35 protein-coding genes are annotated in these 23644 nt (G+C 67.3%); 29 read left to right on the top strand and 6 right to left on the bottom strand.

What is annotated here, in order from left to right:
* Positions 1–3: 3 nt before the first annotated feature.
* Together hutG and BMZ45_RS10370 are read left to right on the top strand one after the other, a co-directional pair.
* Complete coding sequence (hutG, locus tag BMZ45_RS10375; RefSeq protein ID WP_091635909.1) at positions 4–810, top strand: N-formylglutamate deformylase; 807 nt, start codon at positions 4–6, stop codon at positions 808–810.
* Entirely contained in the window at positions 807–2066 is a 1260-nt protein-coding gene (locus BMZ45_RS10370; protein WP_091635907.1) for a winged helix-turn-helix domain-containing protein, read from the top strand. The genes hutG and BMZ45_RS10370 overlap by 4 nt, the downstream gene beginning before the upstream one ends.
* A 236-nt stretch (positions 2067–2302) precedes the next feature.
* Here the strand turns inward: BMZ45_RS10370 and BMZ45_RS10365 are convergent, their stop codons facing one another.
* From BMZ45_RS10365 to BMZ45_RS10350, 4 genes are all read right to left on the bottom strand, one after another.
* Complete coding sequence (locus tag BMZ45_RS10365) at positions 2303–2605, bottom strand: hypothetical protein (RefSeq protein WP_091635904.1); 303 nt, start codon at positions 2603–2605, stop codon at positions 2303–2305.
* A 109-nt stretch (positions 2606–2714) separates the two neighbouring features.
* A complete protein-coding gene (locus BMZ45_RS10360) occupies positions 2715–3149 on the bottom strand; it encodes an ankyrin repeat domain-containing protein (RefSeq protein WP_175489032.1) in 435 nt (144 codons plus the stop codon).
* A 26-nt stretch (positions 3150–3175) separates the two neighbouring features.
* Positions 3176–5068 (bottom strand): DNA topoisomerase IV subunit B, encoded by a 1893-nt coding sequence (gene parE, locus BMZ45_RS10355; protein ID WP_091635899.1) that lies wholly within the window; start codon positions 5066–5068, stop codon positions 3176–3178.
* 38 nt (positions 5069–5106) lie between these two features.
* Complete coding sequence (locus tag BMZ45_RS10350; protein WP_091635896.1) at positions 5107–5835, bottom strand: hypothetical protein; 729 nt, start codon at positions 5833–5835, stop codon at positions 5107–5109.
* Positions 5836–6539: 704 nt separating this feature from the next.
* Between BMZ45_RS10350 and BMZ45_RS10340 the strand changes: the two genes are divergently transcribed.
* The 9 genes from BMZ45_RS10340 to BMZ45_RS10300 all read left to right on the top strand — a co-directional run bounded on the left by BMZ45_RS10340 (position 6540) and on the right by BMZ45_RS10300 (position 10686).
* Positions 6540–6992, top strand: a complete 453-nt coding sequence (locus BMZ45_RS10340; RefSeq protein ID WP_139215459.1) for a hypothetical protein — start codon at positions 6540–6542, stop codon at positions 6990–6992.
* 153 nt (positions 6993–7145) lie between these two features.
* Positions 7146–7553 (top strand): barstar family protein, encoded by a 408-nt coding sequence (locus BMZ45_RS10335; RefSeq protein WP_091635888.1) that lies wholly within the window; start codon positions 7146–7148, stop codon positions 7551–7553.
* A 57-nt stretch (positions 7554–7610) separates the two neighbouring features.
* On the top strand, positions 7611–8048 hold the full coding sequence (locus BMZ45_RS10330; protein WP_091635886.1) for a hypothetical protein: 438 nt from the start codon (positions 7611–7613) through the stop codon (positions 8046–8048).
* Between the two features lie 41 nt (positions 8049–8089).
* The gene (locus BMZ45_RS10325; RefSeq protein ID WP_091635884.1) at positions 8090–8413 is read left to right on the top strand and encodes a hypothetical protein; all 324 of its coding nucleotides are present in this window, start codon (positions 8090–8092) and stop codon (positions 8411–8413) included.
* 135 nt (positions 8414–8548) lie between these two features.
* Positions 8549–8794: a hypothetical protein gene (locus tag BMZ45_RS10320; RefSeq protein WP_091635881.1), complete on the top strand. Its 246-nt coding sequence runs from the start codon at positions 8549–8551 to the stop codon at positions 8792–8794.
* Positions 8795–8895: 101 nt separating this feature from the next.
* Positions 8896–9117, top strand: coding sequence for a hypothetical protein (locus BMZ45_RS10315; protein WP_056172797.1), 222 nt, complete (start codon positions 8896–8898; stop codon positions 9115–9117).
* A 76-nt stretch (positions 9118–9193) separates the two neighbouring features.
* A complete protein-coding gene (locus BMZ45_RS10310) occupies positions 9194–9634 on the top strand; it encodes a YybH family protein (protein ID WP_091636400.1) in 441 nt (146 codons plus the stop codon).
* Between the two features lie 52 nt (positions 9635–9686).
* Positions 9687–9896, top strand: coding sequence for a hypothetical protein (locus BMZ45_RS10305; RefSeq protein WP_056172800.1), 210 nt, complete (start codon positions 9687–9689; stop codon positions 9894–9896).
* Positions 9897–9996: 100 nt separating this feature from the next.
* A complete protein-coding gene (locus tag BMZ45_RS10300; protein ID WP_091635879.1) occupies positions 9997–10686 on the top strand; it encodes a WGR domain-containing protein in 690 nt (229 codons plus the stop codon).
* Between the two features lie 19 nt (positions 10687–10705).
* On the opposite strand, the gene BMZ45_RS10295 is transcribed toward BMZ45_RS10300, so the two are convergent.
* A complete protein-coding gene (locus tag BMZ45_RS10295) occupies positions 10706–11083 on the bottom strand; it encodes a hypothetical protein (RefSeq protein ID WP_139215458.1) in 378 nt (125 codons plus the stop codon).
* Positions 11080–11583, bottom strand: coding sequence for a DUF2750 domain-containing protein (locus tag BMZ45_RS10290; protein ID WP_175489031.1), 504 nt, complete (start codon positions 11581–11583; stop codon positions 11080–11082). Before BMZ45_RS10290 ends, BMZ45_RS10295 begins: the two co-directional genes overlap by 4 nt.
* 196 nt (positions 11584–11779) lie before the next feature.
* Between BMZ45_RS10290 and BMZ45_RS10285 the strand changes: the two genes are divergently transcribed.
* From BMZ45_RS10285 to truD, 18 genes are all read left to right on the top strand, one after another.
* Positions 11780–12193 carry an LIC_13387 family protein gene (locus tag BMZ45_RS10285; RefSeq protein ID WP_091635873.1) on the top strand — a complete coding sequence of 138 codons (414 nt, stop codon included), beginning with the start codon at positions 11780–11782 and terminating at the stop codon, positions 12191–12193.
* 22 nt (positions 12194–12215) lie between these two features.
* A complete protein-coding gene (locus BMZ45_RS10280) occupies positions 12216–12710 on the top strand; it encodes a hypothetical protein (RefSeq protein ID WP_091635870.1) in 495 nt (164 codons plus the stop codon).
* Positions 12711–12733: 23 nt separating this feature from the next.
* Positions 12734–12937: a zinc ribbon domain-containing protein gene (locus tag BMZ45_RS10275; RefSeq protein WP_091635868.1), complete on the top strand. Its 204-nt coding sequence runs from the start codon at positions 12734–12736 to the stop codon at positions 12935–12937.
* Between the two features lie 5 nt (positions 12938–12942).
* The gene (locus BMZ45_RS10270) at positions 12943–13383 is read left to right on the top strand and encodes a GFA family protein (protein ID WP_091636395.1); all 441 of its coding nucleotides are present in this window, start codon (positions 12943–12945) and stop codon (positions 13381–13383) included.
* A 56-nt stretch (positions 13384–13439) separates the two neighbouring features.
* Complete coding sequence (locus BMZ45_RS10265; protein WP_091635865.1) at positions 13440–13811, top strand: hypothetical protein; 372 nt, start codon at positions 13440–13442, stop codon at positions 13809–13811.
* 137 nt (positions 13812–13948) lie between these two features.
* Positions 13949–14377, top strand: a complete 429-nt coding sequence (locus BMZ45_RS10260) for a lysozyme inhibitor LprI family protein (RefSeq protein WP_175489030.1) — start codon at positions 13949–13951, stop codon at positions 14375–14377.
* A gap of 103 nt (positions 14378–14480) precedes the next feature.
* Entirely contained in the window at positions 14481–14834 is a 354-nt protein-coding gene (locus BMZ45_RS10255; RefSeq protein WP_091635859.1) for a ribonuclease E inhibitor RraB, read from the top strand.
* A gap of 46 nt (positions 14835–14880) precedes the next feature.
* Complete coding sequence (locus tag BMZ45_RS10250; protein ID WP_217643181.1) at positions 14881–15609, top strand: phosphodiester glycosidase family protein; 729 nt, start codon at positions 14881–14883, stop codon at positions 15607–15609.
* 10 nt (positions 15610–15619) lie between these two features.
* Positions 15620–16006, top strand: coding sequence for a DUF488 domain-containing protein (locus tag BMZ45_RS10245; RefSeq protein WP_091636392.1), 387 nt, complete (start codon positions 15620–15622; stop codon positions 16004–16006).
* A gap of 240 nt (positions 16007–16246) precedes the next feature.
* Entirely contained in the window at positions 16247–17905 is a 1659-nt protein-coding gene (locus BMZ45_RS10240; RefSeq protein ID WP_091635853.1) for a CTP synthase, read from the top strand.
* A 40-nt stretch (positions 17906–17945) separates the two neighbouring features.
* Positions 17946–18779 (top strand): 3-deoxy-8-phosphooctulonate synthase, encoded by an 834-nt coding sequence (gene kdsA, locus BMZ45_RS10235; RefSeq protein WP_091635850.1) that lies wholly within the window; start codon positions 17946–17948, stop codon positions 18777–18779.
* Complete coding sequence (locus tag BMZ45_RS10230; protein WP_091635847.1) at positions 18779–19312, top strand: hypothetical protein; 534 nt, start codon at positions 18779–18781, stop codon at positions 19310–19312. The genes kdsA and BMZ45_RS10230 overlap by 1 nt, the downstream gene beginning before the upstream one ends.
* Positions 19313–19379: 67 nt before the next feature.
* A complete protein-coding gene (gene eno, locus BMZ45_RS10225; protein ID WP_057161400.1) occupies positions 19380–20666 on the top strand; it encodes a phosphopyruvate hydratase in 1287 nt (428 codons plus the stop codon).
* A 20-nt stretch (positions 20667–20686) separates the two neighbouring features.
* Positions 20687–21022, top strand: a complete 336-nt coding sequence (gene ftsB / locus BMZ45_RS10220) for a cell division protein FtsB (protein ID WP_091635844.1) — start codon at positions 20687–20689, stop codon at positions 21020–21022.
* Between the two features lie 43 nt (positions 21023–21065).
* Positions 21066–21755: a 2-C-methyl-D-erythritol 4-phosphate cytidylyltransferase gene (gene ispD / locus BMZ45_RS10215; protein WP_091635842.1), complete on the top strand. Its 690-nt coding sequence runs from the start codon at positions 21066–21068 to the stop codon at positions 21753–21755.
* Between the two features lie 41 nt (positions 21756–21796).
* Positions 21797–22057 (top strand): hypothetical protein, encoded by a 261-nt coding sequence (locus BMZ45_RS10210; protein WP_139215457.1) that lies wholly within the window; start codon positions 21797–21799, stop codon positions 22055–22057.
* Positions 22054–22527, top strand: a complete 474-nt coding sequence (gene ispF, locus BMZ45_RS10205; RefSeq protein WP_091635836.1) for a 2-C-methyl-D-erythritol 2,4-cyclodiphosphate synthase — start codon at positions 22054–22056, stop codon at positions 22525–22527. Before BMZ45_RS10210 ends, ispF begins: the two co-directional genes overlap by 4 nt.
* Positions 22524–23588 carry a tRNA pseudouridine(13) synthase TruD gene (truD, locus tag BMZ45_RS10200; protein ID WP_091635833.1) on the top strand — a complete coding sequence of 355 codons (1065 nt, stop codon included), beginning with the start codon at positions 22524–22526 and terminating at the stop codon, positions 23586–23588. Before ispF ends, truD begins: the two co-directional genes overlap by 4 nt.
* Positions 23589–23644 lie beyond the last annotated feature (56 nt).

Here is a 23644-nt window from a genome sequence, read left to right as displayed (position 1 = left end):
GCCATGAGCACCGTCCCCGCGCCGACCGAACCGGTCTTCGAACTCCATCACGGCAGTGCGCCGCTGCTGATCAGCCTGCCGCACGACGGTAGTGCGATCCCGCCAGCGCTGGCCGAACGCATGCAGCCCTCGGCGCGGCGCGCGCCCGATACCGACTGGCACGTGTCCAGGCTGTATGCGTTCGCGCGCGAGCTCGGCGCCTCGATCCTGGTGCCGCGTTATTCGCGCTACGTGGTCGACCTCAACCGCCCGCCCGACGACACCTCGCTGTACCCGGGCCAGAACACCACCGGCCTGTGTCCGGCGGTGCAGTTCACCGGCGAGCCGGTGTATCTGGACGGTCAGGCGCCGTCGCCGGAGGAAGTCGCCGAGCGCGTCGACAAATACTGGCGCCCGTACCACGAGAACCTCGACGCCGAGCTCGCGCGCCTGCGCGGCGAACACGGCCGCGTGGTGCTGTGGGAAGGCCACTCGATCAAGGGCAGCGAACTGCCGTTCCTGTTCGAAGGCCGGCTGCCGGACCTCAACCTGGGCACCTCCGGCGGCGCCAGCTGCTCGCCGCAGCTGCAGACGCGCCTGGAAGCGGCGCTGGCCGGGCAGGGCGGCTACGACTGGATCGTCAACGGCCGCTTCAAGGGCGGCTACATCACCCGTCACTACGCCTCGCCCGAGACCGGCGTGCAGGCGGTGCAGTTGGAGCTGAGCCAGCGCAACTACATGGACGAAGCCAGTTTCGCCTACGACGAAGCCAAGGCCGCGAAATTGCAGCCGCTGCTGGCCGAACTGCTGCGGACCTGCCTGGCCGGATGAAGACCGCGGTCGCGGCGCCCGTCCTGACGCTCGCGCAGGCGCGTGCGCTGCACCTGAGCGCGCAAGGCCTGCTCGCGCGTCCGCGCCGGCGCGCGCGCAAGGCCGACCTGCTGGATGCGATCGCGCGCATGCAATTGCTGCAGATCGACACCATCCACATCGTCGCGCGTAGCCCCTACCTGGTGCTGTATTCGCGCCTGGGCGCCTACCCGCAGGCGTGGTTGGAGGAACTGCTGGCCCAGCGCGAGATCTTCGAAGTCTGGGCCCACGAAGCCTGCTTCGCGCCGATGAGCGATTACCTGCTGCATCGCAACGCCATGCCGCAGCGCGCCCATCACTGGGCGATCCGCAACGCCCAGGCCCATCGCAGCAGCAGCGGCGCCAAGATCGAGCGCCTGCTCGAACACATTCGCGGCCTGGGCCCGGTCAAATCCTCCGACTTCGAGCGCGAGCAGGCGGGCGGCGGCGGCTGGTGGGGCTGGAAGGACGAGAAGCGCTGGCTGGAAGCCGCGTTCGCGCTGGGCGAGCTGATGGTCGCGCGGCGCGAGAACTTTCACCGCGTCTACGACCTCACCGAGCGCGTGGCCGGCAGCGTCGTGCCCGACTGGAACACCGCGCGCCTGGATATCGCCACGGTACGGCGCGAGACCCTGCTCAAGTCCGTGCGCGCGCTGGGCCTGACCCAGGCGCGCTGGATCGCCGACTACTACCGCACCAAACCGCGCCTGCGCGACGCCGACCTGGACCCGCTGGTGGAGCAGGGCGCCCTGCTGCGGGTGGCGGTGAAGGGCTGGGACGCGCCGGCTTACGTGCATCCCGACCACGCCGCCGCGCTCGCGCTGGCCGCGACGGGACGCCTGCGCGCAAGCCATGCCACCTTGCTGTCGCCTTTCGATCCGGTGGTCTGGGATCGCGAACGCGCCAGCGAATTCTTCGGCTTCGACTACACCCTGGAGTGCTATACCCCCGAGCCCAAGCGCCGCTACGGCTACTTCGTGCTTCCCATCCTCGCGCGCGGTCGTCTGGTCGGCCGCCTCGACGCCAAGGCGCACCGCCGCGAGGGCGTATTCGAGGTCAAGGCGCTGTTCCTGGAAGAGGACGTCGTCGCCGACGAGGCCCTGATCGCCGACATCGCCCGCGCGATCGACGACTGCGCGCGCTGGCATGCGACCCCCAAAGTCGACCTGCAACGCTGCCGCCCCGCAATCCTGCGCACGCCGCTGCGCGCGGCCCTGCGCGCGCTCCAATCCGCCTAAGCAAGAAGCTCTGGCCAAACGCGGCGCGCAATCGCCGCGATACCGCCGCCAGCGTCCTGTAGGAGCGGCGCAAGCCGCGACCACGCCACAACCCATACGACGCATCTGGCGCAGGGAGCGTCGATCCTGCAACGACCGTCTTGCGCAAGCGCGTCCATCTCCCCGATCGCGGCTCACGCCGCGCCTACCGCAAAGCGCGGCGCGCTGAGCGGCGTGTCGTCGCGCAGCGCGTCGGCCTAGCCCTGAGTCAGAGTCGCCGTGATGAACAGCACGGCTACCGGCACGACCAAGGCCACCGGCACCAGCGCCACCAACCAACGCGGCCGCTCGCCGCGCACCCAACCGATCAGGGCCAGCACCACGCCGCCGAACCCCGACATCAGCCACAGGAAGATCGCTTCCCAGAAGCCGCACAAGCCATCGCCGCAGGGCCCGCTGTAGGTGCGCATCAACCAGGCCAGGGGCGCATGCGCGAGCGCCGCGGCGATCGCGAGCCAGAACAGGAGAGGGCGCGGTGTGGGTTGCTCGTTGCTGTTCATCGCAGGTCTCTGTCCGATGAGCGTTCGCGGCGACCGTGCGGAGGCGGCGCCGTAAGCGGGGCGCCGGGCTGGATGCGGCGCGCGGCGCTGCCTCAGCTATACACCAAGCCTAGCGCCGCCGCGAGGCGAGCGCCGGCCCCACTGTCTTCAGAAACGCAACATGTGCGCCTTTTCCGTGGATATGCGCCACATCGACCGGCAAGCGACCCGCGTCGTCCATGGCCGCCGCGTCCGCGCCCGCGAGCGCCAGGACTTCGAGCGTGGCCAGATTGCCGTGGCTCGCGGCCCAGTGCAGCGGCGTGTAGCCGCCGCGTTCGCGCAGGTCGTGGCGGGCGCCGGCTTCCAGCAGGCAACGCACGATGTCCGTACGGCCGCAGGCTGCGGCGCCGAACAGCGCCGTTTCCCCGATGGAATCCTGCCAGTTCACGTCGGCCCCGGCCGCGATCAGCGCCCGGACCTCATCCAGATCGCCGGACCATGCCGCGTAGTGCAAGGCGGATTCCGCGCGACCGTCCGCGGCGGTCAAGGGCGTGTCGTCTTCCACGGCGGCTCCTGAAAGCGCGGCGACGCTCAAACCTCCAGCGTCGCCAGATCGCCCTTGGTCTCCAACCACTGCTTGCGGTCGCCGGCGCGCTTCTTGGCCAGCAGCATGTCCATCAGCGAATGGGTTTCGGTGCCGTCGTCGACGGTCAGCTGGACCAGGCGGCGGGTGTCGGGGTGGATGGTCGACTCGCGCAGCTGCGAGGCGTTCATCTCGCCCAGGCCCTTGAAGCGGGTGACGTTGATCGCGCCGCGGATCTTCTCGCGTTCGATCTTCTCCAGCAGGATGCGCTTCTCTTCCTCGTCCAGGGCGTAGAACACCTGCTTGCCCACGTCGACGCGGAACAGCGGCGGCATCGCCACGAAGATGTGGCCGGCCGCGACCAGCGCCGGGAAATGGCGCAGGAACAGCGCGCTGAGCAGGGTCGCGATGTGCAGGCCGTCGGAGTCGGCGTCGGCCAGGATGATGACCTTGCCGTAGCGCAGCCCGGTGATGTCCTCCTTACCCGGATCGCAGCCGATCGCGACCGCCAGGTCGTGCACTTCCTGCGAGGCCAGCACGCTGCCGGACGCGACTTCCCAGGTATTGAGGATCTTGCCGCGCAGCGGCAGGATCGCCTGGAAATCCTTGTCGCGCGCCTGGCGCGCGCTGCCGCCCGCCGAGTCGCCTTCGACCAGGAACAGCTCGGTGCGCGACAAATCCTGCGAGGTGCAGTCGGCGAGCTTGCCGGGCAGGGCCGGGCCCTGGGTGATCTTCTTGCGGACGATCTGCTTTTCGGTCTTCAAACGCGCCGCGGCGCGCTCGATCGCGAGCTGGGCGATCTTCTCGCCCAGTTCGGTGTGCTGGTTCAGCCACAACGAGAACGCATCGTGGGCGGCGCCCTCGACGAAGCCGGCGGCCTGGCGCGACGACAGACGCTCCTTGGTCTGGCCGCTGAACTGCGGGTCGGTCATCTTGATGCTGAGCACGAACGCGACCCGGTCCCACACGTCTTCCGGCGCCAGCTTGACGCCGCGCGGCAGCAGATTGCGGAAGTCGCAGAACTCGCGCAGCGCGTCGGTGAAGCCGGTACGCAGGCCGTTGACGTGGGTGCCGTGCTGCGCGGTCGGGATCAGGTTGACGTAGCTTTCCTGCACCAGTTCGCCGTCCGGCACCCAGGCCACCGCCCAGTCGGCCACTTCGGTGTCCTTCTTGAGCTGGCCGACGAACAGGTCCGGCGGCAGCAGCTCGCCGCGGCCCTCAAGCTCGCCGCGCAGGTAGTCGCGCAGGCCGTCCTCGTAGTACCACTCGGCGGTTTCGCCGCTGGCGACGTCGTGCAGCTTCACGCTCAGGCCGGGGCAGAGCACGGCCTTGGCGCGCAGCAGGTGCTTGAGCGAGCGCAGGTTGAACTTGGGCGTGTCGAAGTACTTGGCGTCGGGCCAGAAGCGTACGCGGGTGCCGGTGTTCTTCTTGCCGACCGTGCCGACCACCTCCAGCGGGGTGGCGCGGTCGCCGTCCTTGAAGGTCATGCGGTATTCGTTGCCGTCGCGCTTGATGTGCACTTCGACCAGGGTCGACAGCGCATTGACCACGCTGACGCCGACGCCGTGCAGACCGCCGGAGAAGGTGTAGTTCTTGTTGCTGAACTTACCGCCGGCGTGCAGGCGGGTCAGGATCAGTTCCACGCCGGGGATCTTCTCCTCCGGGTGGATGTCGACCGGCATGCCGCGGCCGTCGTCGGACACCTCGGCGCTGCCGTCGGCGTGCAGGATCACTTCGATGCTGCGCGCGTGTCCGGCCAGGGCCTCGTCGACGGCGTTGTCGATCACCTCCTGGGCCAGATGGTTGGGCCGGGTGGTGTCGGTGTACATGCCCGGACGGCGTTTGACGGGGTCCAGGCCGGAAAGGACTTCGATATCGGCGGCGTTGTAACGACTGCTCATGAAACCTGCATGGGGTAGTGACGCAAAGGGGGAATCGGTTAGCGCCCGGCGCCGACGGCCTGCAATTCGGCGCCGGTATAGGGGTTGTAGCGGTAGCCGCCCGGGAAGGTCTCGCCATTGGCGGGGTCGCGCCGCGCCGGCAACAGGCCGCCCAGGGGCAGGCGGAAGCTGAACTCGCTACGGCTCAGCCGGACCAGCATCTTGCCATCCCCGAGCGGGTCGGCGACGGGTTTGTCGTCGGCGGTACGGCCGGCGAACACGTAGAACTGCATATTCTCGCCTGCCGGACCGATCATGCTGGTGAACATCGGCCGCATGGTGTTCAGCAGGCCCTTCAGCGCCGGGTCGACTTTGTCGTCGGCGATAGGCCGGTGGACCCCGCCATACATATCGACCAGCTGCAGTTGGCTGCGCAGCTCGGCCTCGCTGGTGAAGCTGATATCCGGCTCCTGGTTGTTGATCCGCAGGGCCGCGATCACCGTGTGCCGGGAGAACAGGTCCTGGAACTGCCGGGACACCTCCTGGTTAGCCTGCTTGGCGGCGCCCTTGGCGCCGGCGCTCTGCTGGTCCAGCACATAGGCCCACAGCTGCGGCGGCAGCCACCAGATCATTTCGCTGCTGCCGATCCCGCCCCCGGTCTTCTGGGTGTCGCCCATCAGCTCGTCGATCCGGATCTGCCCCACCGGCACCCCGGTATGGCCGGCCCACGCCGGCGCGACGGCCGCGAGGCTCAGGCACAACATGAACAAGGTGCGTAGACGGCGCATGGAAGGGTCCCCTGAGTGAGCGCAGCGAGCATGGCGATGGGCTCGGGCGGGGTCAAGCCGATGGTGAGTCGGTGGCGGGTCGGTCCGCCCGAGATCATCCAGGCGGAGGAGCGGCCTCATTGGCCCCTCATACGGTGGACGCAGGCGAAAGCGGGGCGCGAGGCCCGGACGCAGGGCCATGCATGGCGTCGGAACGCGTCTGGCCGCAGAATTCAATGGCGGCTGGAAGTGGAATCGACCATGGCGATACCCAGCAGGGTACAAATCATCGCAGCCTCGGTGCTACTGGCCCTGGGGCTGGCCGCGCTCGCATTTGCGTATGCGATGGGTACGGCGGTCCCTCTGGTCCGGCTCGGCAGCCACTCATACCTGAGACTGGCTCCCGGCCCCTGGTGGCAGCCTGCGATGCTCGGCGTTCTTGCGCTCCTGGTCGGCGCTTACCTGTTGGCTCGGCCTCGTGGCGCGGGCAGGCGGCGCGATGACCCAACGCGACCCGGTGCGGGGCGGGCCGCCAAAACCCCAGCTTCGACTCAGCTCGACTCGAACCAGTTTAGGTAGGTGCCCGTATCCGCCGGAGATCGATCTCATTGCTGCGCTGGATCGTGCCGATCGACCGGTACGAGAGTGCGCGGCTGGGCGCATGCCGTTCGACGACTTCCGCGCCGAGTACGACAACTTCTTAACTCAGGCCTTGGTTTCGCATGATGGATCGCCGCTACCGCAAACGAATGCAAGCCTACTGGGCGCGTGCGGAGGCGCGCGGACGCCGCCAGATCGATCGCCTTGATATGAACAGCTGGTTCGACTTTTGGCATGTTCATGTCGACTGGTACGGGCGCGGAAACACCGGCCCGGAGAACGTCCCGGAGATCGCGGCCGCAACGGTTCGACTGTTGCAATACCTCGAAACGTTCGCGAAAGATCGCTCGGAGCCGATCCAGTTATGGGCGACGCTGTGCAGCAACACCATGGACAACGCGGTGCATGCCCACTCGCGCAACCCCAATGGGACCGCTTACCCGCATGGTTTCCACGCAGTGGACTGGGATCCGACTGTTCCGGATTGGGTCGCAGCCGCGGTTCCTGTCGGCACGCACCAGATAGGCAGTGTCGGCGATGCCGGTGAGGTCGTCTATTTCGTTCGGCGGCGAGGCTAGTTCACTCAAGGCGAAGTCGCAACGCATATTTGCGAAAGGAAATCCCGCGCGCCCTTTCGCGCTTGTCGGCACGCAGGCGACGTCATACTCAGCCCTTGCACGCCGCCGCGCCCGTGACGGCCGAGTGGTTCGCGACTGGGCCAAGACAAGATCATGAAGCAAGTCATCGAGATCGACGGATCCTCGTTTTCGACACTGGAAGAGTTCTTTACCCACTTCGAGGAGAGGGCCCTGTGCGGCTGCGGCGGTTGGGGGCGCAATCTGGACGCCTTCAACGACGTTCTGCGCGGAGGGTTCGGAACGCCCGAGGGCGGCTTCGTCCTGCGCTGGAAGCATCATCTGCTCTCGCGGCGACGTCTGGATCACGCCGAAACGGCCCGGCAACTTCGCGTCCGCCTCGAGCGCTGCCATCCGGATAACATCGAATCGGTGCAAGCGAGATTGGAGCTGGCGCAAAGGGGGGAGGGTGCGACGGTCTTCGATTGGCTGCTGGAGATCGTCGAGGCGCATGGGACGGGCGGCGCTGAGGCCGAGGATGGCGTCGAACTTCGGCTTGAGTGACCTCTAGAATGAAGTTATCGCCAGCAGGCGACCTGAATCATGGAAACGGGGGGAGGGATGGACCATCGCAAAGCGCTGCTCGAGAAGCTCGAGAAACTCGACGACATCGATTCGGAACACTTCCCTGTCGTCACGCTGGACGACTACTTCATCGGCAACGACCAAGAAGATTCCATCGCGCCCAATCAATGGGGCTACGGGCGCCCATCGATCCGCGAACTCCACGCGCGCCTGAAGGCGCTCGAGGCGCGGCCCGATGTGCAAGGCGTATTCGTTGGCCTGCATCAGGATTGGGGCGAGGCCCTGGAGGACGATGAGTTGTGGCCCGCGGCGGAGAACATTCATATCTATTCGTCCGCCTCCCAGGAGGTTGCGGACGGTTGGATCGAAGGGCTCGAGTCGGATGGAATCGGGCCGGGCTGGCCATACGGCAGACACGCCGGTGCGCCCGAACCAATGGCGGGTTACGAGGTCTATACGATCTATTGGGATTGAGGGCTCGCCCTCCAACTATTCAATCGAGTCGGGCACGGACGATGGGACACGATCACGGCTTTGGTGAGGCAGACTGGCCTTTCGACGTTCCGGTCAACAGCGCGTCGTTCACGACCAGGCATGTCATCGAAGGAACGCTTCCTATTTTGGAGGTGTATCACGACCACGACGGCGAATGGCAATTCATGTGCGGCACGACGAGCGCGTCAGCGGACTGTAAGTTGGTGTGCTTGGGCTGCATGATCGGCCGCGACTCAAGCCTGCTGGATCTGGCCGATATGCCGTCAGGTTGGTGCGCCTACAGGGCCAGCCCGCAAGACGGCTGGTCTAGGGAACCGTACGAAGGCAGCGACGACCCGGAATGAGTGGTCCGTACGGGTTAACATTCGGCCGTTCAGTCGCGAGCAGGCAAGCAACCGCTACGGTCGCGCCGTCGCTGAGGGGAGCGGCCTAGGCGCCCCGCCTTTCCTGTGAGCCCCACGACATCGGAGGACCGCACCATGACCACCCGCAAGTATTGGATTCCCAGCCTGATCGCCGCCGCCCTGGTGGCGCCGCTGGCGATGGCGCAGGACGCCGCCCAGAACCCGACCGCCGAGCAGGCCGCTGCGCAGGCCCAGAAGAAGGCCGAAGAGGCCGAGAAGGCCAAGGCCGAGCAGGCCGCCAAGGACAAGAAGAAAGACAAGAAGAAGGACAAGGCCGCCGACCCGACCGCCGAGCCCGAGGAAGAGGACGGCAAGCGCTGAGTTCCAGACGGTCGGGCGCGTCCGCCAGGGCGCGCCCGGCTCGCTAAGGCGGCACTGCCGTCGCGCGCGCCGGCGCGCTGCCGGCAAACGGAGATGCCGACATGCGGCCTTCGACCGAGCACATCCTCGCCGCGCTGGACGCCACGGTCATGTGGCGCTTCCACGTGCCGGTGCTGGCCGCGATCGCGGCCCTGCTGATTTTCCCTCCCCGAGTTCCGGACGATGCCTTGGCCGCCGCCGTGTCGGTGCTGATCGTGCTGGCTGGCGTCGGCGTGGGCCTGGCCTGGCAATGGAGCGCGATTCGGCGCAAGCGCAAGGTCTGACGCCGCCACGGTGGCGCACGCTTGCGGCTTGCCGCTACATTCCGCAGCTGGCACCCACGCCAGCGACGGCATGCGTATGAGTCCAGAGCCCACTCCCTTCCATCAGGTGCTGTGCGCCTACCAAGCCGCTGTGCGCGCCAAGGACGTCGCGGCCTTCCTGGCGCTCTATGCCGACGATCTGCAGGTGTTCGACATGTGGGGCGGATGGTCGCTGCGCGGCCTCGAGGCCTGGCGCGGAATGGCGACGGAGTGGTTCGGGTCGCTGGGTAGCGACTATGTCGTGGTCGGCTTCGACGAGGTCGAGGCCAGCGTGGACGGTGCACTGGCCGTGGGCCACGCCCTGCTCAGCTACACGGCGTACTCCGCAGACGGGCAACGGCTGCGGTCGCTCGACAACCGGATCACCATGGCGATGCGCCGGACCGGTGAGACCTGGAAGGTCTTCCACGAGCATACTTCGGCGCCGATCGATCACGAGACCACGAAGGCAGTGTTGCGGCGCGACGGCGGCGGGTAGATCGGGATTCCGTCGCCACGGATCCCGTTGGGGGTTGAACGGAGAATGGACGATGCTGGGCTTGTTGGACCTGATTCTCGCCATCGGCGACCTGCTGATGTCCTGGCGGATGTACGTCGGCCTGGCTGTGACTGCTGGGCTGTGCTGGCTGACCGTATCGGTAGTGCCTAATGAGACCGCACAGTGGGCGATCTGCGTTCCGGTCGGCGTGGTCGGCTTGATCGCAAGCTTTCTCTGGCAGATTCGTGCCGATCATGGCTAGCGATCGGGCGAATCCAGTCGTGTGCTAGGACGACGTCGATGCACAAATAGGTTAAGCATCGGTCTTTGAGGATGGTTCTGATGCTTCGCGTGGGGGCGAAATGAAACGGCGTGAGTTCTATCTGCAGGACGATCAGTCGAACAAGTACTGGGCCGTCGAGGTTCAAGGCAAGGAAGTGGTCACCACCCATGGCCGGATCGGGGCCAAGCCGCGCGAGACGCGTGCCGGCTTCGACGACGCCGGAGCGGCGCTGCGAGAGGCCGAGAAGGAGGTCCTGGCGAAACGGCGCAAGGGCTATCTGGAAGGCGATTTGAGCGCGGTTCCCGAGTATGTCCCGGGCTTGCCGCCGCGCTTCGTTCGGATCAATCACGACGACTATCACGCTCAATACGTCGGCAAGACCGCCGGCGGCGATCAGTTCTTCCTGACCTTTCCGTTCGTGCCGCGTCTGGGCTCCGAAACGGGTGGCGAGTACATCGCGCTGTATCTTTTCGATGAGTTCGGCCTGCTGAAGGAAGCGAAGGTCTACAGCGAGCACGAGCAGGGGCTTACCACCAAGACCGCGATCCAGGAATTCACGGCGCAGCTGCTGGCGGGCCTGGGCAAGTACAAATTCGCCGACATCAAGGTCGCGCCGTTCAGCGTGGAGCGCTTCGGTCGCCCGTTCGGCCTGATCTTCGATCCGGGCGACGAGGACGACGGCAACGACGAGCCTTACATCACCGTGACGGTGGAGCCCGGCAATTACATGGCCTTCAATCCGCCCTGGGAGGGGGATTACGACACCTAGGGTGGGGCGCTACTTCGGATCATTCGGTGTCGCTATGGCCTTCGCCCATGCGCGCTTGGGGCGGCCCCAGCGAGCCGTCCGGCTGGATCGGGCGAAACCCCTGTGGCGTTGGCATCCACCGTTGCGGCGCAGGTTTGGCCATTTCATCCGGGACGAAGCCGATGCCGCAAGCTTGGCAGTAGAGGCCAGACACGAATTGCTGCAGGGGCGCCTCGGCTACGGCATGCGGCTTGAGGCCGTCGACGCTGAGTTGCCCATGGCATTCGCAGCCGAACCGGGTGTCGGGAGCCTGCTCGAAATGCGCGGAGTCGAACGGTTCGATCAGCAACAGCTTGGGGCGCGTATGCGCGGCGCTTGCGCATTTCGGACAGGCTGGAGCGGAGGCGTGGTCTGTCATGCATCTGGTTCCCGAGGTCTGGACCGGTCCGGAAGCGCGATCGCGTGCGGCGCTTGGCTTCGCGTCTGGCTTTCGATCTTTTTTCGCAGCTGGTTCAAATCCGTAGCCTGCAGACGCAAACCGCCCTGCACGGCTATCAGGTCCTTGCGCAAATCCTCCGGATCGACGATCGAACCGTTCAATCGCTGGTCCGGGTACACGAAGGGGCTGGCCGACCGCTGGATCAGCTCGTCGGTGTACGCCTCCAGCCACGTACCCAGTTCGATGGCATCGACATCGGCCTCGCCCGGAAACGCGGCACGGTTGGCCTTGAGGCTTTCCTCCGCGCTACTCCGGGTCGGCCACAGCAGAAACAAGGCGCTGCGGCGGCCAGAGGGATCGTCCGCCGTAGCCCAGGTTTCACCGCGCCAGATCCCCCAAAGCCGCCCGGACGACACCACCGTCGCCAGAAAGGTCCGGTAGCGCTCGCGGTCGTCGGCGTTCGTGTCCGTGTTGGTCATCCGGCGACTCCCTGAAACCTGGATCGATCGGGTCCGGATATCATGCGCCTGTTGACGGTCGTCGCGGGTAGCGCGCCCCGGCGGAAGCGACGCAGCCCTTCGATCCGCACGCTGGCTCGGCTTCGTGGCCGACCGGCTAAACTGACGTGGCAACGCAAGTCGGGTTCGGACAATTCGCGATCGGGAGTCGTGCTCAGTGATAGCCACCCTTTTGTTGGTCGTGAGCGCGGCGGTGCTGCTCACGCTCGGTACCATTCATCTGGTCATCACCTTCGTCGGACCCAAGCTGCGCCCGCGCGATCCGACGCTGGAGGCGCGGATGCGCGAGGTGTCGCCGGGCATCACCCGGCAGGCCAGCATGTGGGGGTTCTGGGTCGGCTTCAATGTCAGTCACAGCCTGGCGGCGATGCTGTATGGCCTGATCTACGGATATCTCGCCATCGCGCATCCCGAGTTGCTGTTCTCCTCGGCTTATCTGCTCACCGTCGGCGCGTTGATGCTGGGCACCTTGTTCGTGGTGGCCAAGATCTACTGGTTCCGGGCGCCGCTGATCGGAATCACGATTTCCTTGCTGTGCTATGTGGCGGGCGTGGTCGTGGCCTTGCGCTAGAACCTGCGTGGGAGTAAGGCGTATGCGGCACTGGCTTGCGATCGCGATTCTGATGGCTCCGTCTGCCGTCATGGCCGGGCAGCGGCCCGATCAGGTGGTGGCCGACTTCTACCGACTGACGATGCATCCGAACCGGCCAGAGCCGGTGAAAGGGCGGTTCCAGGCGGTAGCTCCGTTGCTCGGAGACGATCTTCGACGGGCTCTGGCGGCCTACGAAACCTACGAAACTGCTTGTTCTCGCATCGTTCCGCCCGACATCAAGCCGCACATGCTGGATCAGAGCCCTTTCTTTCTGGCGCCGGACGGCGCGAAAACGATGGTGGGGACGTCGGAACGACTGTACGGCCCCGTCGCGCGTGTTTCGGTCACTTTGGCCTACGACGATGTGCGCTGGACCGATACGGTCCTGCTAGGCAGGCACGGTGAGCGCTGGGCGATACTCGACATCCGCTGGCAGGAAGGCGGATCGCTGACCGAGAGATTGCTGGACTTCGCCAACCATCGTTGCACCCCTTGATCACGCAATCAGAGGAGAGCCGCATGTCGTCCTTCCGCTGCGTCAAATGCAACGGCGAATCCTGCACCGTGGGCGAGCTGCGCGCCGCCGGCGGTTTGGTCTCCTCGGTGCTGGATGTATCGACCAACAAGTTCAAGTACGTGAGCTGCGAGACCTGCGGCTACACCGAGTTCTACCGCGCCGATCTTTCCTCGGGCGCCCAGATCTTCGACTTCCTGGTGGGATGAGCGCGATGTCGGGCCCCCTGTCGGTTGCGTCCTCGCTGGCCGGTGGCTGCCACTGCGGTTCGGTGCGGCTTGTCTACACCAGCGCGCTGGTGCCGGCGGACACTCATCCGCGCGCCTGTGACTGCAGCTTCTGCCGCATGCATGGCGCGGCCTATGTTTCCGACCCGGCCGGCGCGCTGCGCATCTCCGTGGCCGACGCGCAGACTTTGTTGTCGTACCGCCAGGGCTCCGAGGCCGCCCTGTTCCGCTTGTGCGGGCGTTGCGGCGTGCTGGTGGCGGTGACTTACGAGCAGGACGGCCGCATGTACGCGGCGATCAACGCTGGCTGTCTGGACGAGCGCGACGCTTTCGCCCCGGCCGTCGGGGCCTCGCCCCAGCTCTTGAGCCGGGAGCAGAAGATCGGTCGCTGGACCCAGTTATGGGTGCCTGAGGTCGAGTGGGCGTGAGCGGGCGGCTGGCGGGCCCGTCCCGTCGGGCGAAGGACCGCCAGAAATGAATTAGGATGCGCGGCATGTCCAGAATCGACCGCCTGTCGGACCTGTTCGCGTCGCCGCGTTCGCGTTCGTGGTTGTATTTCGCCACCGCGTTTGCGACGCCGCTACTGGCCTATGCGGCGCTATGGGCGGTGGACACGGGCTCGTCGGATGCCGTCGGCGGCGTGCATTGCGGCTTGCTGGGCTTGCTGTGGATGATCGTATCGGTGGTGGTGTCGATCACGCTGTTCTCGGCGGCGTTCTTCGCCGCGCTCATGGCGTACCTCGACTCGTCCAGTCGGTCGCTCGCTCGCGCCATGGAATTCCTGGGCATCGGCCTGCCGTTCATTGCAATGTGCGCAGGCTTGATCGGGGTGCTGGTGCTGAAATTGACGATCTGATCGACGCGGCGCGGACCTCCCTGTCGAATGCGCGGAGTGTTCCGGTCGGCTGACGCGGCTCGGTTCGGCGCATGGCCTGCCAATCGCCTTGAGATGGATCCCCGCGCCGGCGGAGAATGCCGGCAACAGGGGGAACGATGAAACTTGAACCCATATGGCTGCTCGGCCTGCTTTTGATCGCCGGACGGGCGTCTGCCGAGACCGCGCAGGCGCCCACGGATCAAGACGTGCTGCGCGCCTGCGCCAAAGAGGCGCACGGGAGCGCCGATCCGATCGGCCACAATATGCGCTGCCTGCGCGAAGCCCGTGAGCGCATCCAGCGCCAGCTGGACGACACCTATTACCGCTTGAATCGGAACTTGCCGCCGGCGCAGCGCGAGAAGCTGGTGGCCAGCCAGGTGGCCTGGTCCCGCTACTACGATGCCCAGACCGAACTGACCATGGCGCGCCTGCAAGACATGGACAGCGTGACCGAGTACCTGCGCATTCGGATGATGTCGTTCCGTCTCGACGAGCTGAACGCGCAGAACCTGATAACCCAGCTCGGTTCAGAGGGTAGGAAGTAGGCCATGGCCCGGCCCCGGTGGGGCGGTCACAGGCCTCTATGCGTACGAGAGCGACGGCTAGAGCGATCCTCCATCGATACGGGAACGAAGCGAGGAGTAAGCAGTGGATCGGGATTTCGGCAAGTACCCCAAGGACGACAATGGCGAGGTGCTGTGGCGCCTGATCGAGAATGGCGACGATCTGTCGATCGCCCGCGATGTGGATTTCAGCCTGGATTTTCCTAGCCAGGAAGCTGCGCTGGAGTGCGGGCTGTTCCTGTTCAAGCACGAGTACAAGGTGCAACTGGAGCCGCCGCTGGACGACGAGCCGGATTCGCCGTGGACGGTGCAGGTGATTCCCTACATGACGCTCAATCATGCCGAGGTCAGTCATCTGGAGGCCTATTTCAAGGATGTCGCCCGCCACTTCGGCGGCGACTGCACAGGCTGGGGCTGCGTCTGCGCCGCAGCGATTTAGGTGCGCGCTCATGGCCATGCGGCGATCCGGCGTTAGGATGGGCCTCATGAAGGCAGGGTTCTTGTTCGCGTTGGCGGCGTTCTTCGGTCTGGCGCACGCGCGCGAGCCGCGCTACACCGTGATGCGCGTGGACACCCGCAGCGACGATCTGCGCCTGTTTCTGCGCGACGAGCAGGGCGCGCCGCTGCATCGGCTCAAGCGTCTGGATACCTGGTTGAAGTCGCAAGGCAAGCGTCTGCGTTTCGCCATGAACGCCGGCATGTACGAGCCCGACTACGCGCCGGTCGGGCTGTACGTGGCCGACGGCCGCCAGCTCGCGCCGCTGAATCTGGCCGAGGGCGAGGGCAACTTCTACCTCAAGCCCAACGGGGTATTCCTGCTCGGCGCCGACGGCCCCCAGGTCGTGGAGTCCTCGCGCTATCCGGCGCTGGCGTCGGGCGTGCGTCTGGCCACGCAGTCCGGGCCGCTGCTGTTGCAGCAAGGCGCGATCCATCCGCGTTTCGACCCGGGCTCGAAGTCGCGCCAGATCCGCAACGGCGTGGGGGTGGACGGCGAGATCGCCTACTTCGTGATCAGCGACGATCCGGTCAACCTCTACGAGTTCGCGCAGTACTTCCGCGACCGCTTGAAGTGCTCGGACGCGCTCTACCTGGACGGCGCGATTTCCAGCCTGTACGCCCCGGGACTGGGGCGTCGCGCGTCGGGCGCCAAGCTGGGGCCCATGATCGGCGTGGTCGAGCAGGGCGGCGAGCCGACGGATCCGAAACGCAAGTGAGGAGATGGCGATGGCGATACGCATAGTCAGGCTGGGCACTCCGCGGCTGGCGCGGGAGGGGACCCGGATCGGCACGGTGCGGCGGCCGCCGCGCGGCGTGCCCAAGGCCGAGTTCGCGCGCCAGGACTGGTACGACGTGTGGTTCCCCAACCTGGCGCCCAGCCTGGAGACCATGAAGCAGGCCCAGGCGGCGCAGACGCCGGCGCAGTGGAACGCGTTCGTGCGCAAGTACAAGGCCGAGATGGCCGCGCCGGACGCCAGCCACGCGCTGCAGTTGCTGGCTGCCCTGTCCCAGGACAGCGACTTCTCGGTCGGCTGCTATTGCGAGGACGAGACGCACTGCCACCGTTCAGTGCTGCGCGAGCTGCTGGCGGAGCGGGGGGCGAAGCTGGCCTAGGGCCCGAGGGCAGGAGCGGCATGAGCCGCGCCCCCGAAATCCGGTCGGCGGCGCGGTCGCGGCTCACGCCGCTCCTACCCCAAAGCAGGCCTGGGGCGGGGGGAGACGACTCGGCCGCGACCGCGGGAAAGCCAGTCGGGACGGGCTTTGCGCCCGATTCGGCAGGTCGGCGCGGCTGTCAAGCAGTCGCAGGCCGGCCGCCTTGCCGGTAAACTACGGCTTTCCAGCGGCAGTAAAACCATGACTCCCCTGATTTTCGTCACCGGCGGCGTGGTGTCCTCGCTAGGCAAGGGCATTGCGGCAGCCTCGCTGGCGGCCATCCTCGAAGCGCGCGGCCTGCGCGTGACGATGATGAAGCTCGACCCCTATATCAACGTCGATCCGGGCACGATGAGCCCGTTCCAGCACGGCGAGGTCTACGTCACCGACGACGGCGCCGAGACCGACCTGGACCTGGGCCATTACGAGCGCTACCTGCGCACCCGGCTCAGCCGCAAGAACTCGATCACCACCGGTCGCATCTACGAGAACGTGATCCGCAAGGAGCGCCGCGGCGACTACTTGGGCGGTACCGTGCAGGTGATCCCGCACATCACCGACGAGATCAAGCGCTGCATCGTCGAGGCCACCGAAGGCTTCGATGTGGCCCTGGTCGAGGTCGGCGGCACCGTCGGCGACATCGAGTCGCTGCCGTTCCTGGAGGCGATCCGCCAGCTGCGCACCGAGCGCGGCCCGGAATACGCCTTGTTCATGCACCTGACCCTGGTGCCGTTCATCGCCGCGGCCGGCGAACTCAAGACCAAGCCCACCCAGCACTCGGTCAAGGAGCTGCGCTCGATCGGTATCCAGCCCGACGTGCTGCTGTGCCGCAGCGAGCAGCCGCTGCCCGACAGCGACCGCCGCAAGATCGCGCTGTTCACCAACGTGCCCGAGCGCGCGGTGATCTCGGCGGTCGATCTGGACAACATCTACAAGCTTCCGCAGTGGTTCCACGAGCAGGGCCTGGACGCGATCGTGTTGGAACGCCTGCGCGTCAACGCCGGTCCGGCCGATCTGCGCGAGTGGCACGAGGTGGTCGACGCCACCGAACATCCGGTCGACGAAGTCTCGATCGCGGTGGTCGGCAAGTACATCGACCACCAGGACGCCTACAAGTCGCTGGCCGAGGCGCTCAAGCACGGCGGCCTGCGCCAGCGCACCAAGGTCAAGCTGAAGTGGCTGGAATCCAGCGAGATCGAACGCGACGGCGTGGAATCGCTGAAGGACGTCGACGGCATCCTGGTGCCGGGCGGCTTCGGCGACCGCGGTTTCGAGGGCAAGGTCGCGACCGCGAAGTACGCGCGCGAGCACGGCATTCCCTATTTCGGCATCTGCTACGGCATGCAGGCGGCGGTGGTCGATTACGCGCGCCACGTCGCCGGCCTGGACGGCGCCAACAGCACCGAGAACGACAAGGCCAGCGCGCATCCGGTGATCGGCCTGATCACCGAGTGGCGCACCGCCACCGGCGAAGTCGAGCGCCGCAGCGAGGACAGCGACCTGGGCGGCACCATGCGCCTGGGCCTGCAGGATCAGCGCATCAAGCCCGGCACCCTGGCGCGCGAGTTGTACGGCAAGGACGTGGTCGGCGAGCGTCACCGCCACCGTTACGAGTTCAACAACCGCTACCGCACCCAGCTCGAGGATGCCGGCCTGGTGATCGCGGCCAAGTCGATGGACGATCTGCTGGTCGAGATGGTCGAGCTGCCGAAGTCGCAGCACCCGTGGTTCCTGGCCTGCCAGGCGCATCCGGAATTCCTGTCGACCCCGCGCGACGGCCACCCGCTGTTCATCGGTTTCGTGCGCGCCGCGCGCGAGGCCAAGGCCGGCGGCCGCCTGCTCAAGGAAGCCGGCGCATGAAGCCGGTACCCCATCCTTCGATTCCTGACGGAGCTGCCCGATGAATTTGTGCGGATTCGAAGTCGGCCTGGACCGGCCGTTCTTCCTGATCGCCGGTCCCTGCGTGATCGAATCGATGCAGCTGCAGCTGGACGTCGCCGGCCAGCTCAAGGAGATGACCAGCGAGCTCGGCATCCCCTTCATCTTCAAGTCCAGCTTCGACAAGGCCAACCGCACCTCGGCGACCAGCTTCCGCGGCCCGGGCATGGAAGAGGGCTTGAAGGTGCTGGCCGAGGTCAAGCGCCAGCTCGACCTGCCGGTGCTGACCGACGTGCACGAGTACACGCCCATGAACGAGGTCGCCTCGGTCGTGGACGTGCTGCAAACCCCGGCCTTCCTGTGCCGGCAGACCGATTTCATCCAGAACGTGGCGCGCGCCGGCAAGCCGGTCAACATCAAGAAGGGTCAGTTCCTCTCGCCCTGGGAGATGAAGCACGTCACCGCCAAGGCCAAGGCCGTCGGCAACGAGCAGATCATGGCCTGCGAACGCGGCGCCAGCTTCGGCTACAACAATCTGGTCAGCGACATGCGCTCGCTGTCGGTGATGCGCGACACCGGCTGCCCGGTGGTGTTCGACGCCACCCACTCCGTGCAGCTGCCCGGCGGCATGGACGGCAAGTCCGGCGGCCAGCGCGAGTTCGTGCCGGTGCTGGCGCGCGCGGCGATGGCGGTGGGCATTTCCGGCATCTTCATGGAAACCCATCCGCGCCCCGAGGAAGCCCTGTCCGACGGCCCCAACGCGGTGCCGCTGCCGAAGATGCGCGCGCTGCTGGAAACCCTGGTGGAGCTGGACCGCATCACCAAGAAGAACGGCTTCCTCGAGAGTTCGTTCTGATGGGCCCCGGCGGCGACAGACGACGCGGCGCCCGCATCACCGCGCTTGCGGCCGTCAGCTTGGCGTTCGCCTTCGCGGCGAGCGCCGCGGCCGCGCCGCCGCCCGCCGCGCCCGCCCCGGTCGAGACCGCCGACGAGACCCTCTACGTGTCGCTGGCCGACCTGGCCGGCGAGCTCTACAAGTGCGTCGGCCCCTATATGCAGGAAGTCGGCGGCCCCAAGGTCGCGGCCAAGGTCTACGCCGCCGGCCGCTATCCGGCCCTGGTGGTCAGCGCATCCAGCGTGCTGGGTTCCGGCCATCTGACCGTGCTGTCGGCGCGCGACAACCCCGCCGGCAGCGTCGGCCAGACCCAGTCGCTGATCGTCGCGATGGGCATGCTGGGCAGTAGCGATGCGAACTCGATTCGCCAGAACCTTCTCAGCGCCAAGGCCGTGGCCATCGTCGCGACCGAGATCGCGGGCGTCAGCGAGGGCCGCTGTAAGGTGTCGCCCGAGCTGACCGCCGCGATCGCGCGCGTTCCGCCCGAGCCCTGAGCCCGAACTTGCGCCGCCGCCGCGAATTTCATTCCATACCCCTCAATCTCCGGTCCCATTCCCGCCCATGACCACGATCACCAAGATCCACGCCCGCGAAATCCTCGACAGCCGCGGCAATCCCACGCTGGAGGCCGAGGTCACCCTGGCCGACGGCAGCTTCGGCCGCGCGATGGTGCCCTCGGGCGCGTCCACCGGCAGCAAGGAGGCCGTGGAACTGCGCGACGGCGACAAGACCCGTTACCTGGGCAAGGGCGTGCGCAAGGCGGTGGAGAACGTGAACACCGCGATCGCGCAGGCCCTGACCGGTTTCGACGCGGCCGACCAGACCGGTCTGGACCGCCGCCTGATCGATCTGGACGGCACCGAGAACAAGGGCCGCCTGGGCGCCAACGCGCTGCTGGGCGTGTCGATGGCCAACGCGCATGCGGTGGCCGCGTCGAAGAAGCTGCCGCTGTGGCAGTACCTGGCCAATGGCCGCGCGCCGGTGCTGCCGGTGCCGATGATGAACATCATCAACGGCGGCGCGCATGCCGATAACAACGTCGACCTGCAGGAATTCATGATCCTGCCGGTGGGCGTGCCCAACTTCGCCGAGGCGCTGCGCGCCGGCGCCGAGGTCTTCCACGCGCTCAAGTCCGTGCTCAAGGGCCGCGGCCTGAGCACCGCGGTCGGCGACGAGGGCGGTTTCGCGCCCGATCTGCGCAGCAACGAGGAAGCGCTGGAAACCATCCTGGAGGCGATCGGCAAGGCCGGTTACAAGGCCGGCGAAGACATCCTGCTGGGCCTGGACGTGGCGTCCACCGAGTTCTACGACAACGGCAAGTACCACCTCGTCGGCGAGGGCAAGCGCCTGACCAGCGAGCAGTTCGTCGACTTCCTGGCCAACTGGGCCGCGCAGTACCCGATCGTGACCATCGAGGACGGCATGTCCGAGGACGATTGGACCGGCTGGAAGCTGCTGACCGAGAAGATCGGCCACAAGGTGCAGTTGGTCGGCGACGATCTGTTCGTGACCAATCCCAAGATCTTCCAGGAAGGCATCGACAAGCACGTCGCCAACGCCATCCTGATCAAGGTCAACCAGATCGGCACCCTGACCGAGACCCTGGAAGCGATCGCGATGGCGGACGCGGCCAAGTACGCGGCCGTGGTCTCGCACCGTTCCGGCGAAACCGAGGACACCACGATCGCCGACATCGCCGTGGCCACCACCGCGACCCAGATCAAGACCGGTTCGCTGTGCCGCAGCGATCGCGTCGCCAAGTACAACCAGCTGCTGCGCATCGAAGAGCAGCTGGGCGCCGCGGCCCGTTATGCCGGCCGCGACGCGTTCGTGTCCTTGAAGCGCTGAGCGGACCGGGGAGGGCGGACATGCGCTGGCTGCGAGTGCTGGTGATAGTCCTGGCGGGCCTGCTCGCCTTCCTGCAATACCGTCTGTGGATGGGCCAGGGCGGCACCCGTTCGGTGGCCGCGCTGGAGCAGCAGGTGCAGCAGCAGACCCGCGACAACGGCGGGCTGCGTCAACGCAACGCCGCGCTCGCGGCCGAAGTCGAGGACCTCAAGTCCGGCGAGGCCGCGGTCGAGGAGCGCGCGCGCAGCGAGCTGGGCATGATCAAGCCCGGCGAGACCTTCTATCGCGTGGTCGAGCCCGAAACCCCGACCAACGCGCAGGCCGCACCGGCGGGCGCGGACGCGCCGGCGCCGTGACGGCGGTGTTGCGCCCGTTCCGGATCGACGCGGAGCCGGGCCGATGAGCGCGCCGATCTGGGCGGTGCTGCCCGCGGCCGGTCGCGGCACCCGCTTCGGCGGCGATACGCCCAAGCAGTATCTGATCGCGGCCGGCAAACCCTTGATCGCGCATGCGCTGGACGCCTTGCTCGCGCACCCGCGCGTGGCCGGCGCGATGGTGGCCTTGGCCGCGGACGACGCGCTATGGCCGGGCTGGAGCGAGCGCCAGGGCAAGCCGGTGCTGCGCTGCGTCGGCGGCGGCGAGCGCGCCGATTCGGTGCTTGCGGCACTGCGCGCGCTACCCGACGATGTCGGCGACGATAGCCTCGTGCTGGTGCACGATGCGGCGCGCCCGAACCTGCGCCGCGTCGACCTGGACGCCTTGATCGTGGCGGCCGAGGCCGACCCCGACGGCGCCATCCTCGGCGCGCCGCTGCGCGACACGCTCAAGCGCGCCGGCGACGGCCGCATCCTGTCCACCGAGCCGCGCGACGGGCTGTGGCGCGCCTTCACTCCGCAAGCGTTCCGGCGCGGCGCGCTGACCGTCGCGCTGCGCGACGCCGCGGTCGCGGGCCTGGTCGTCACCGATGAGGCGTCGGCGATGGAGCACGCGGGGCGGCATCCGCGCCTGGTGGAAGGCCGCGAGGACAACCTCAAGGTCACCACGCCGGCCGATCTGGCGCTGGCGGAGTATTTGCTGGGCAAGGTTTAGCGCCGGGAAAACGAATGGTCTGGTTGCGTAGGATGCTGCGAATGCTTGGAGCGCTGGCGTTGTTCTTTAGCGCCGCCGGTGGTTGGTTCGTGGCCGAGATATGGCTCGACCCGACAGGGGCGCGGTTCGCCAGCGATGGGACGCCATTGGGGCCGCCACCGGGCACCGGTGAGCTGCGGGTGATTCTGGCCCAGTCGCTGGTACTGCTGGGTATCGGCATGTGGCTGGCGTTCGCGCGGCATGGCTTCACCTATCCGCGGCGACAACACGCACGAATGAATTCAACGCAGGATCCTGTATGAGAATCGGCCAAGGCTACGACGTCCACGCATTCGGCGACGGCGACCACGTGATGCTCGGCGGCGTGCGGGTGCCGCACGATCGCGGGGTGCTTGCGCATTCGGACGGCGACGTGGTCCTGCACGCGCTGTGCGACGCCTTGCTCGGCGCGCTCGCGCTGGGCGATATCGGCCAGCACTTCCCGCCCAGCGACGAGCGCTGGCGCGGCGCCGACAGCCGCCGTTTTCTGCGTCATTGCAACGAGCTGATCGCGCAGCGCGGCTACCGGGTCGGCAACGCCGACGTCACCGTGGTCTGCGAGCGGCCCAAGGTCGGCCCGCACGCGCTGGCCATGCGCGAGGCGATCGCGCAGGACCTGGGCATCGCCCTGGACGCGATCAGCGTCAAGGCCACCACCAGCGAGAAACTGGGCTTCACCGGCCGCGGCGAAGGCATCGCCGCGACCGCGGTCTGTCTGCTGGTGCCGGCATGAGCTCCGAGCCCGCGTTGGCGCGCGCGCACGGCGCGCCGGTCCTGCGCGCGCGCATCCGCAGCGTGCCCGAGGACTTTCTGGTCGAGGAGTTGCCGGGCTTCGAGCCCAGCGGTAGCGGCGAACACCTGCTGCTGACGATAGAAAAGCGCGGCATGAACACCGCCTTCGCGGCCAAGCGGATTGCCGCCTGGGCCGGCGTCGGCGAGTTGGCGATCGGTTACGCCGGGCTCAAGGACCGCCACGCGCTCACCCGTCAGCGCTTCAGCGTGCATCTGCCCAAGCGCGTGGCGCCGGATCTGGCGACGCTGCAGGAAGCGTCCGAGGCGGGCGAGGCCCTGCGCGTGCTCGACAGCGCCTGGCACGCCAAGAAGCTGCCGCGCGGCGCCCTGGCCGGCAACCGCTTCGTGCTGACCCTGCGCGAGCTGGAAGGCGAGCGGGCGGCGATCGAAACCCGTCTGCGGGCGATTGCCGCGCGCGGCGTGCCCAATTACTTCGGCGAGCAGCGCTTCGGCCGCGGCGGCGACAACGTCGCTCACGCGCTGGCGATGTTCGCCGGCCGCCGCGTCAAGCGCGAACAGCGCAGCCTGCTGCTGTCGGCGGCGCGCTCGGAGCTGTTCAACCGGGTCCTGGCCGCGCGCGTGGGCGCAGACTGCTGGGACCGGCCGCTGACGGGCGAGGTCTGGATGCTGGACGGCAGCCGCAGCGTGTTCGGGCCCGAGCCCTACGACGACACCCTGGCCGCGCGCCTGGCCGCGTTCGACATCCACCCCAGCGGCCCGCTCTGGGGCCGCGGCGAGCTGCGCAGCCGCGAAGCCGCGGCCGAAATCGAGCGGGCCGCGCTGGCCGGCGCGGATGCCGCCGCGCTGCGCGACGGCCTGGAGCAGGCCGGCCTCAACCAGGAGCGGCGCGCCCTGCGCCTGCGTCCGGGCGCGCTGGGCTGGCGCTGGTTGGACGCGGCCGAAGGCCTCGCACTGGAGCTGGATTTCGTGTTGCCGGCGGGCGCTTATGCCACGGTCGTGCTGGCGGAACTGGGCGAAATCTCGACGCTGGTTCGGCCCTGATCGACCGTTCGTCGGAAAGCAACGGGCGGCACTGGTTGGTCCTGAAGGCGGGCGTA

Source organism: Lysobacter sp. cf310 (genome assembly GCF_900114355.1).
GTDB lineage: Bacteria > Pseudomonadota > Gammaproteobacteria > Xanthomonadales > Xanthomonadaceae > Lysobacter.
This window is presented reverse-complemented; position numbering and strand designations above follow the sequence as displayed.

Excerpts from the sequence above, each read along its gene's own strand:
- BMZ45_RS10310 (WP_091636400.1), top strand. The coding sequence starts at position 9,194 with ATGAGTCCAGAGCCCACTCCCTTCCATCAGGTGCTGTGCGCCTACCAA.
- BMZ45_RS10340 (WP_139215459.1), top strand. The coding sequence starts at position 6,540 with ATGGATCGCCGCTACCGCAAACGAATGCAAGCCTACTGGGCGCGTGCG.
- parE (WP_091635899.1), bottom strand. The coding sequence starts at position 5,068 with ATGAGCAGTCGTTACAACGCCGCCGATATCGAAGTCCTTTCCGGCCTG.
- BMZ45_RS10245 (WP_091636392.1), top strand. The coding sequence starts at position 15,620 with ATGGCGATACGCATAGTCAGGCTGGGCACTCCGCGGCTGGCGCGGGAG.
- BMZ45_RS10300 (WP_091635879.1), top strand. The coding sequence starts at position 9,997 with ATGAAACGGCGTGAGTTCTATCTGCAGGACGATCAGTCGAACAAGTAC.
- ispF (WP_091635836.1), top strand. The coding sequence starts at position 22,054 with ATGAGAATCGGCCAAGGCTACGACGTCCACGCATTCGGCGACGGCGAC.
- BMZ45_RS10330 (WP_091635886.1), top strand. The coding sequence starts at position 7,611 with ATGGACCATCGCAAAGCGCTGCTCGAGAAGCTCGAGAAACTCGACGAC.
- eno (WP_057161400.1), top strand. The coding sequence starts at position 19,380 with ATGACCACGATCACCAAGATCCACGCCCGCGAAATCCTCGACAGCCGC.
- BMZ45_RS10275 (WP_091635868.1), top strand. The coding sequence starts at position 12,734 with ATGTCGTCCTTCCGCTGCGTCAAATGCAACGGCGAATCCTGCACCGTG.
- BMZ45_RS10320 (WP_091635881.1), top strand. The coding sequence starts at position 8,549 with ATGACCACCCGCAAGTATTGGATTCCCAGCCTGATCGCCGCCGCCCTG.
- BMZ45_RS10280 (WP_091635870.1), top strand. The coding sequence starts at position 12,216 with ATGCGGCACTGGCTTGCGATCGCGATTCTGATGGCTCCGTCTGCCGTC.
- BMZ45_RS10260 (WP_175489030.1), top strand. The coding sequence starts at position 13,949 with ATGAAACTTGAACCCATATGGCTGCTCGGCCTGCTTTTGATCGCCGGA.
- kdsA (WP_091635850.1), top strand. The coding sequence starts at position 17,946 with ATGAATTTGTGCGGATTCGAAGTCGGCCTGGACCGGCCGTTCTTCCTG.
- BMZ45_RS10295 (WP_139215458.1), bottom strand. The coding sequence starts at position 11,083 with ATGACAGACCACGCCTCCGCTCCAGCCTGTCCGAAATGCGCAAGCGCC.
- ftsB (WP_091635844.1), top strand. The coding sequence starts at position 20,687 with ATGCGCTGGCTGCGAGTGCTGGTGATAGTCCTGGCGGGCCTGCTCGCC.
- BMZ45_RS10335 (WP_091635888.1), top strand. The coding sequence starts at position 7,146 with ATGAAGCAAGTCATCGAGATCGACGGATCCTCGTTTTCGACACTGGAA.
- BMZ45_RS10365 (WP_091635904.1), bottom strand. The coding sequence starts at position 2,605 with ATGAACAGCAACGAGCAACCCACACCGCGCCCTCTCCTGTTCTGGCTC.
- BMZ45_RS10250 (WP_217643181.1), top strand. The coding sequence starts at position 14,881 with ATGAAGGCAGGGTTCTTGTTCGCGTTGGCGGCGTTCTTCGGTCTGGCG.
- BMZ45_RS10370 (WP_091635907.1), top strand. The coding sequence starts at position 807 with ATGAAGACCGCGGTCGCGGCGCCCGTCCTGACGCTCGCGCAGGCGCGT.
- truD (WP_091635833.1), top strand. The coding sequence starts at position 22,524 with ATGAGCTCCGAGCCCGCGTTGGCGCGCGCGCACGGCGCGCCGGTCCTG.
- BMZ45_RS10265 (WP_091635865.1), top strand. The coding sequence starts at position 13,440 with ATGCGCGGCATGTCCAGAATCGACCGCCTGTCGGACCTGTTCGCGTCG.
- BMZ45_RS10240 (WP_091635853.1), top strand. The coding sequence starts at position 16,247 with ATGACTCCCCTGATTTTCGTCACCGGCGGCGTGGTGTCCTCGCTAGGC.
- ispD (WP_091635842.1), top strand. The coding sequence starts at position 21,066 with ATGAGCGCGCCGATCTGGGCGGTGCTGCCCGCGGCCGGTCGCGGCACC.
- BMZ45_RS10290 (WP_175489031.1), bottom strand. The coding sequence starts at position 11,583 with ATGACCAACACGGACACGAACGCCGACGACCGCGAGCGCTACCGGACC.
- BMZ45_RS10315 (WP_056172797.1), top strand. The coding sequence starts at position 8,896 with ATGCGGCCTTCGACCGAGCACATCCTCGCCGCGCTGGACGCCACGGTC.
- BMZ45_RS10305 (WP_056172800.1), top strand. The coding sequence starts at position 9,687 with ATGCTGGGCTTGTTGGACCTGATTCTCGCCATCGGCGACCTGCTGATG.
- BMZ45_RS10270 (WP_091636395.1), top strand. The coding sequence starts at position 12,943 with ATGTCGGGCCCCCTGTCGGTTGCGTCCTCGCTGGCCGGTGGCTGCCAC.
- BMZ45_RS10230 (WP_091635847.1), top strand. The coding sequence starts at position 18,779 with ATGGGCCCCGGCGGCGACAGACGACGCGGCGCCCGCATCACCGCGCTT.
- BMZ45_RS10210 (WP_139215457.1), top strand. The coding sequence starts at position 21,797 with ATGCTTGGAGCGCTGGCGTTGTTCTTTAGCGCCGCCGGTGGTTGGTTC.
- BMZ45_RS10325 (WP_091635884.1), top strand. The coding sequence starts at position 8,090 with ATGGGACACGATCACGGCTTTGGTGAGGCAGACTGGCCTTTCGACGTT.
- hutG (WP_091635909.1), top strand. The coding sequence starts at position 4 with ATGAGCACCGTCCCCGCGCCGACCGAACCGGTCTTCGAACTCCATCAC.
- BMZ45_RS10350 (WP_091635896.1), bottom strand. The coding sequence starts at position 5,835 with ATGCGCCGTCTACGCACCTTGTTCATGTTGTGCCTGAGCCTCGCGGCC.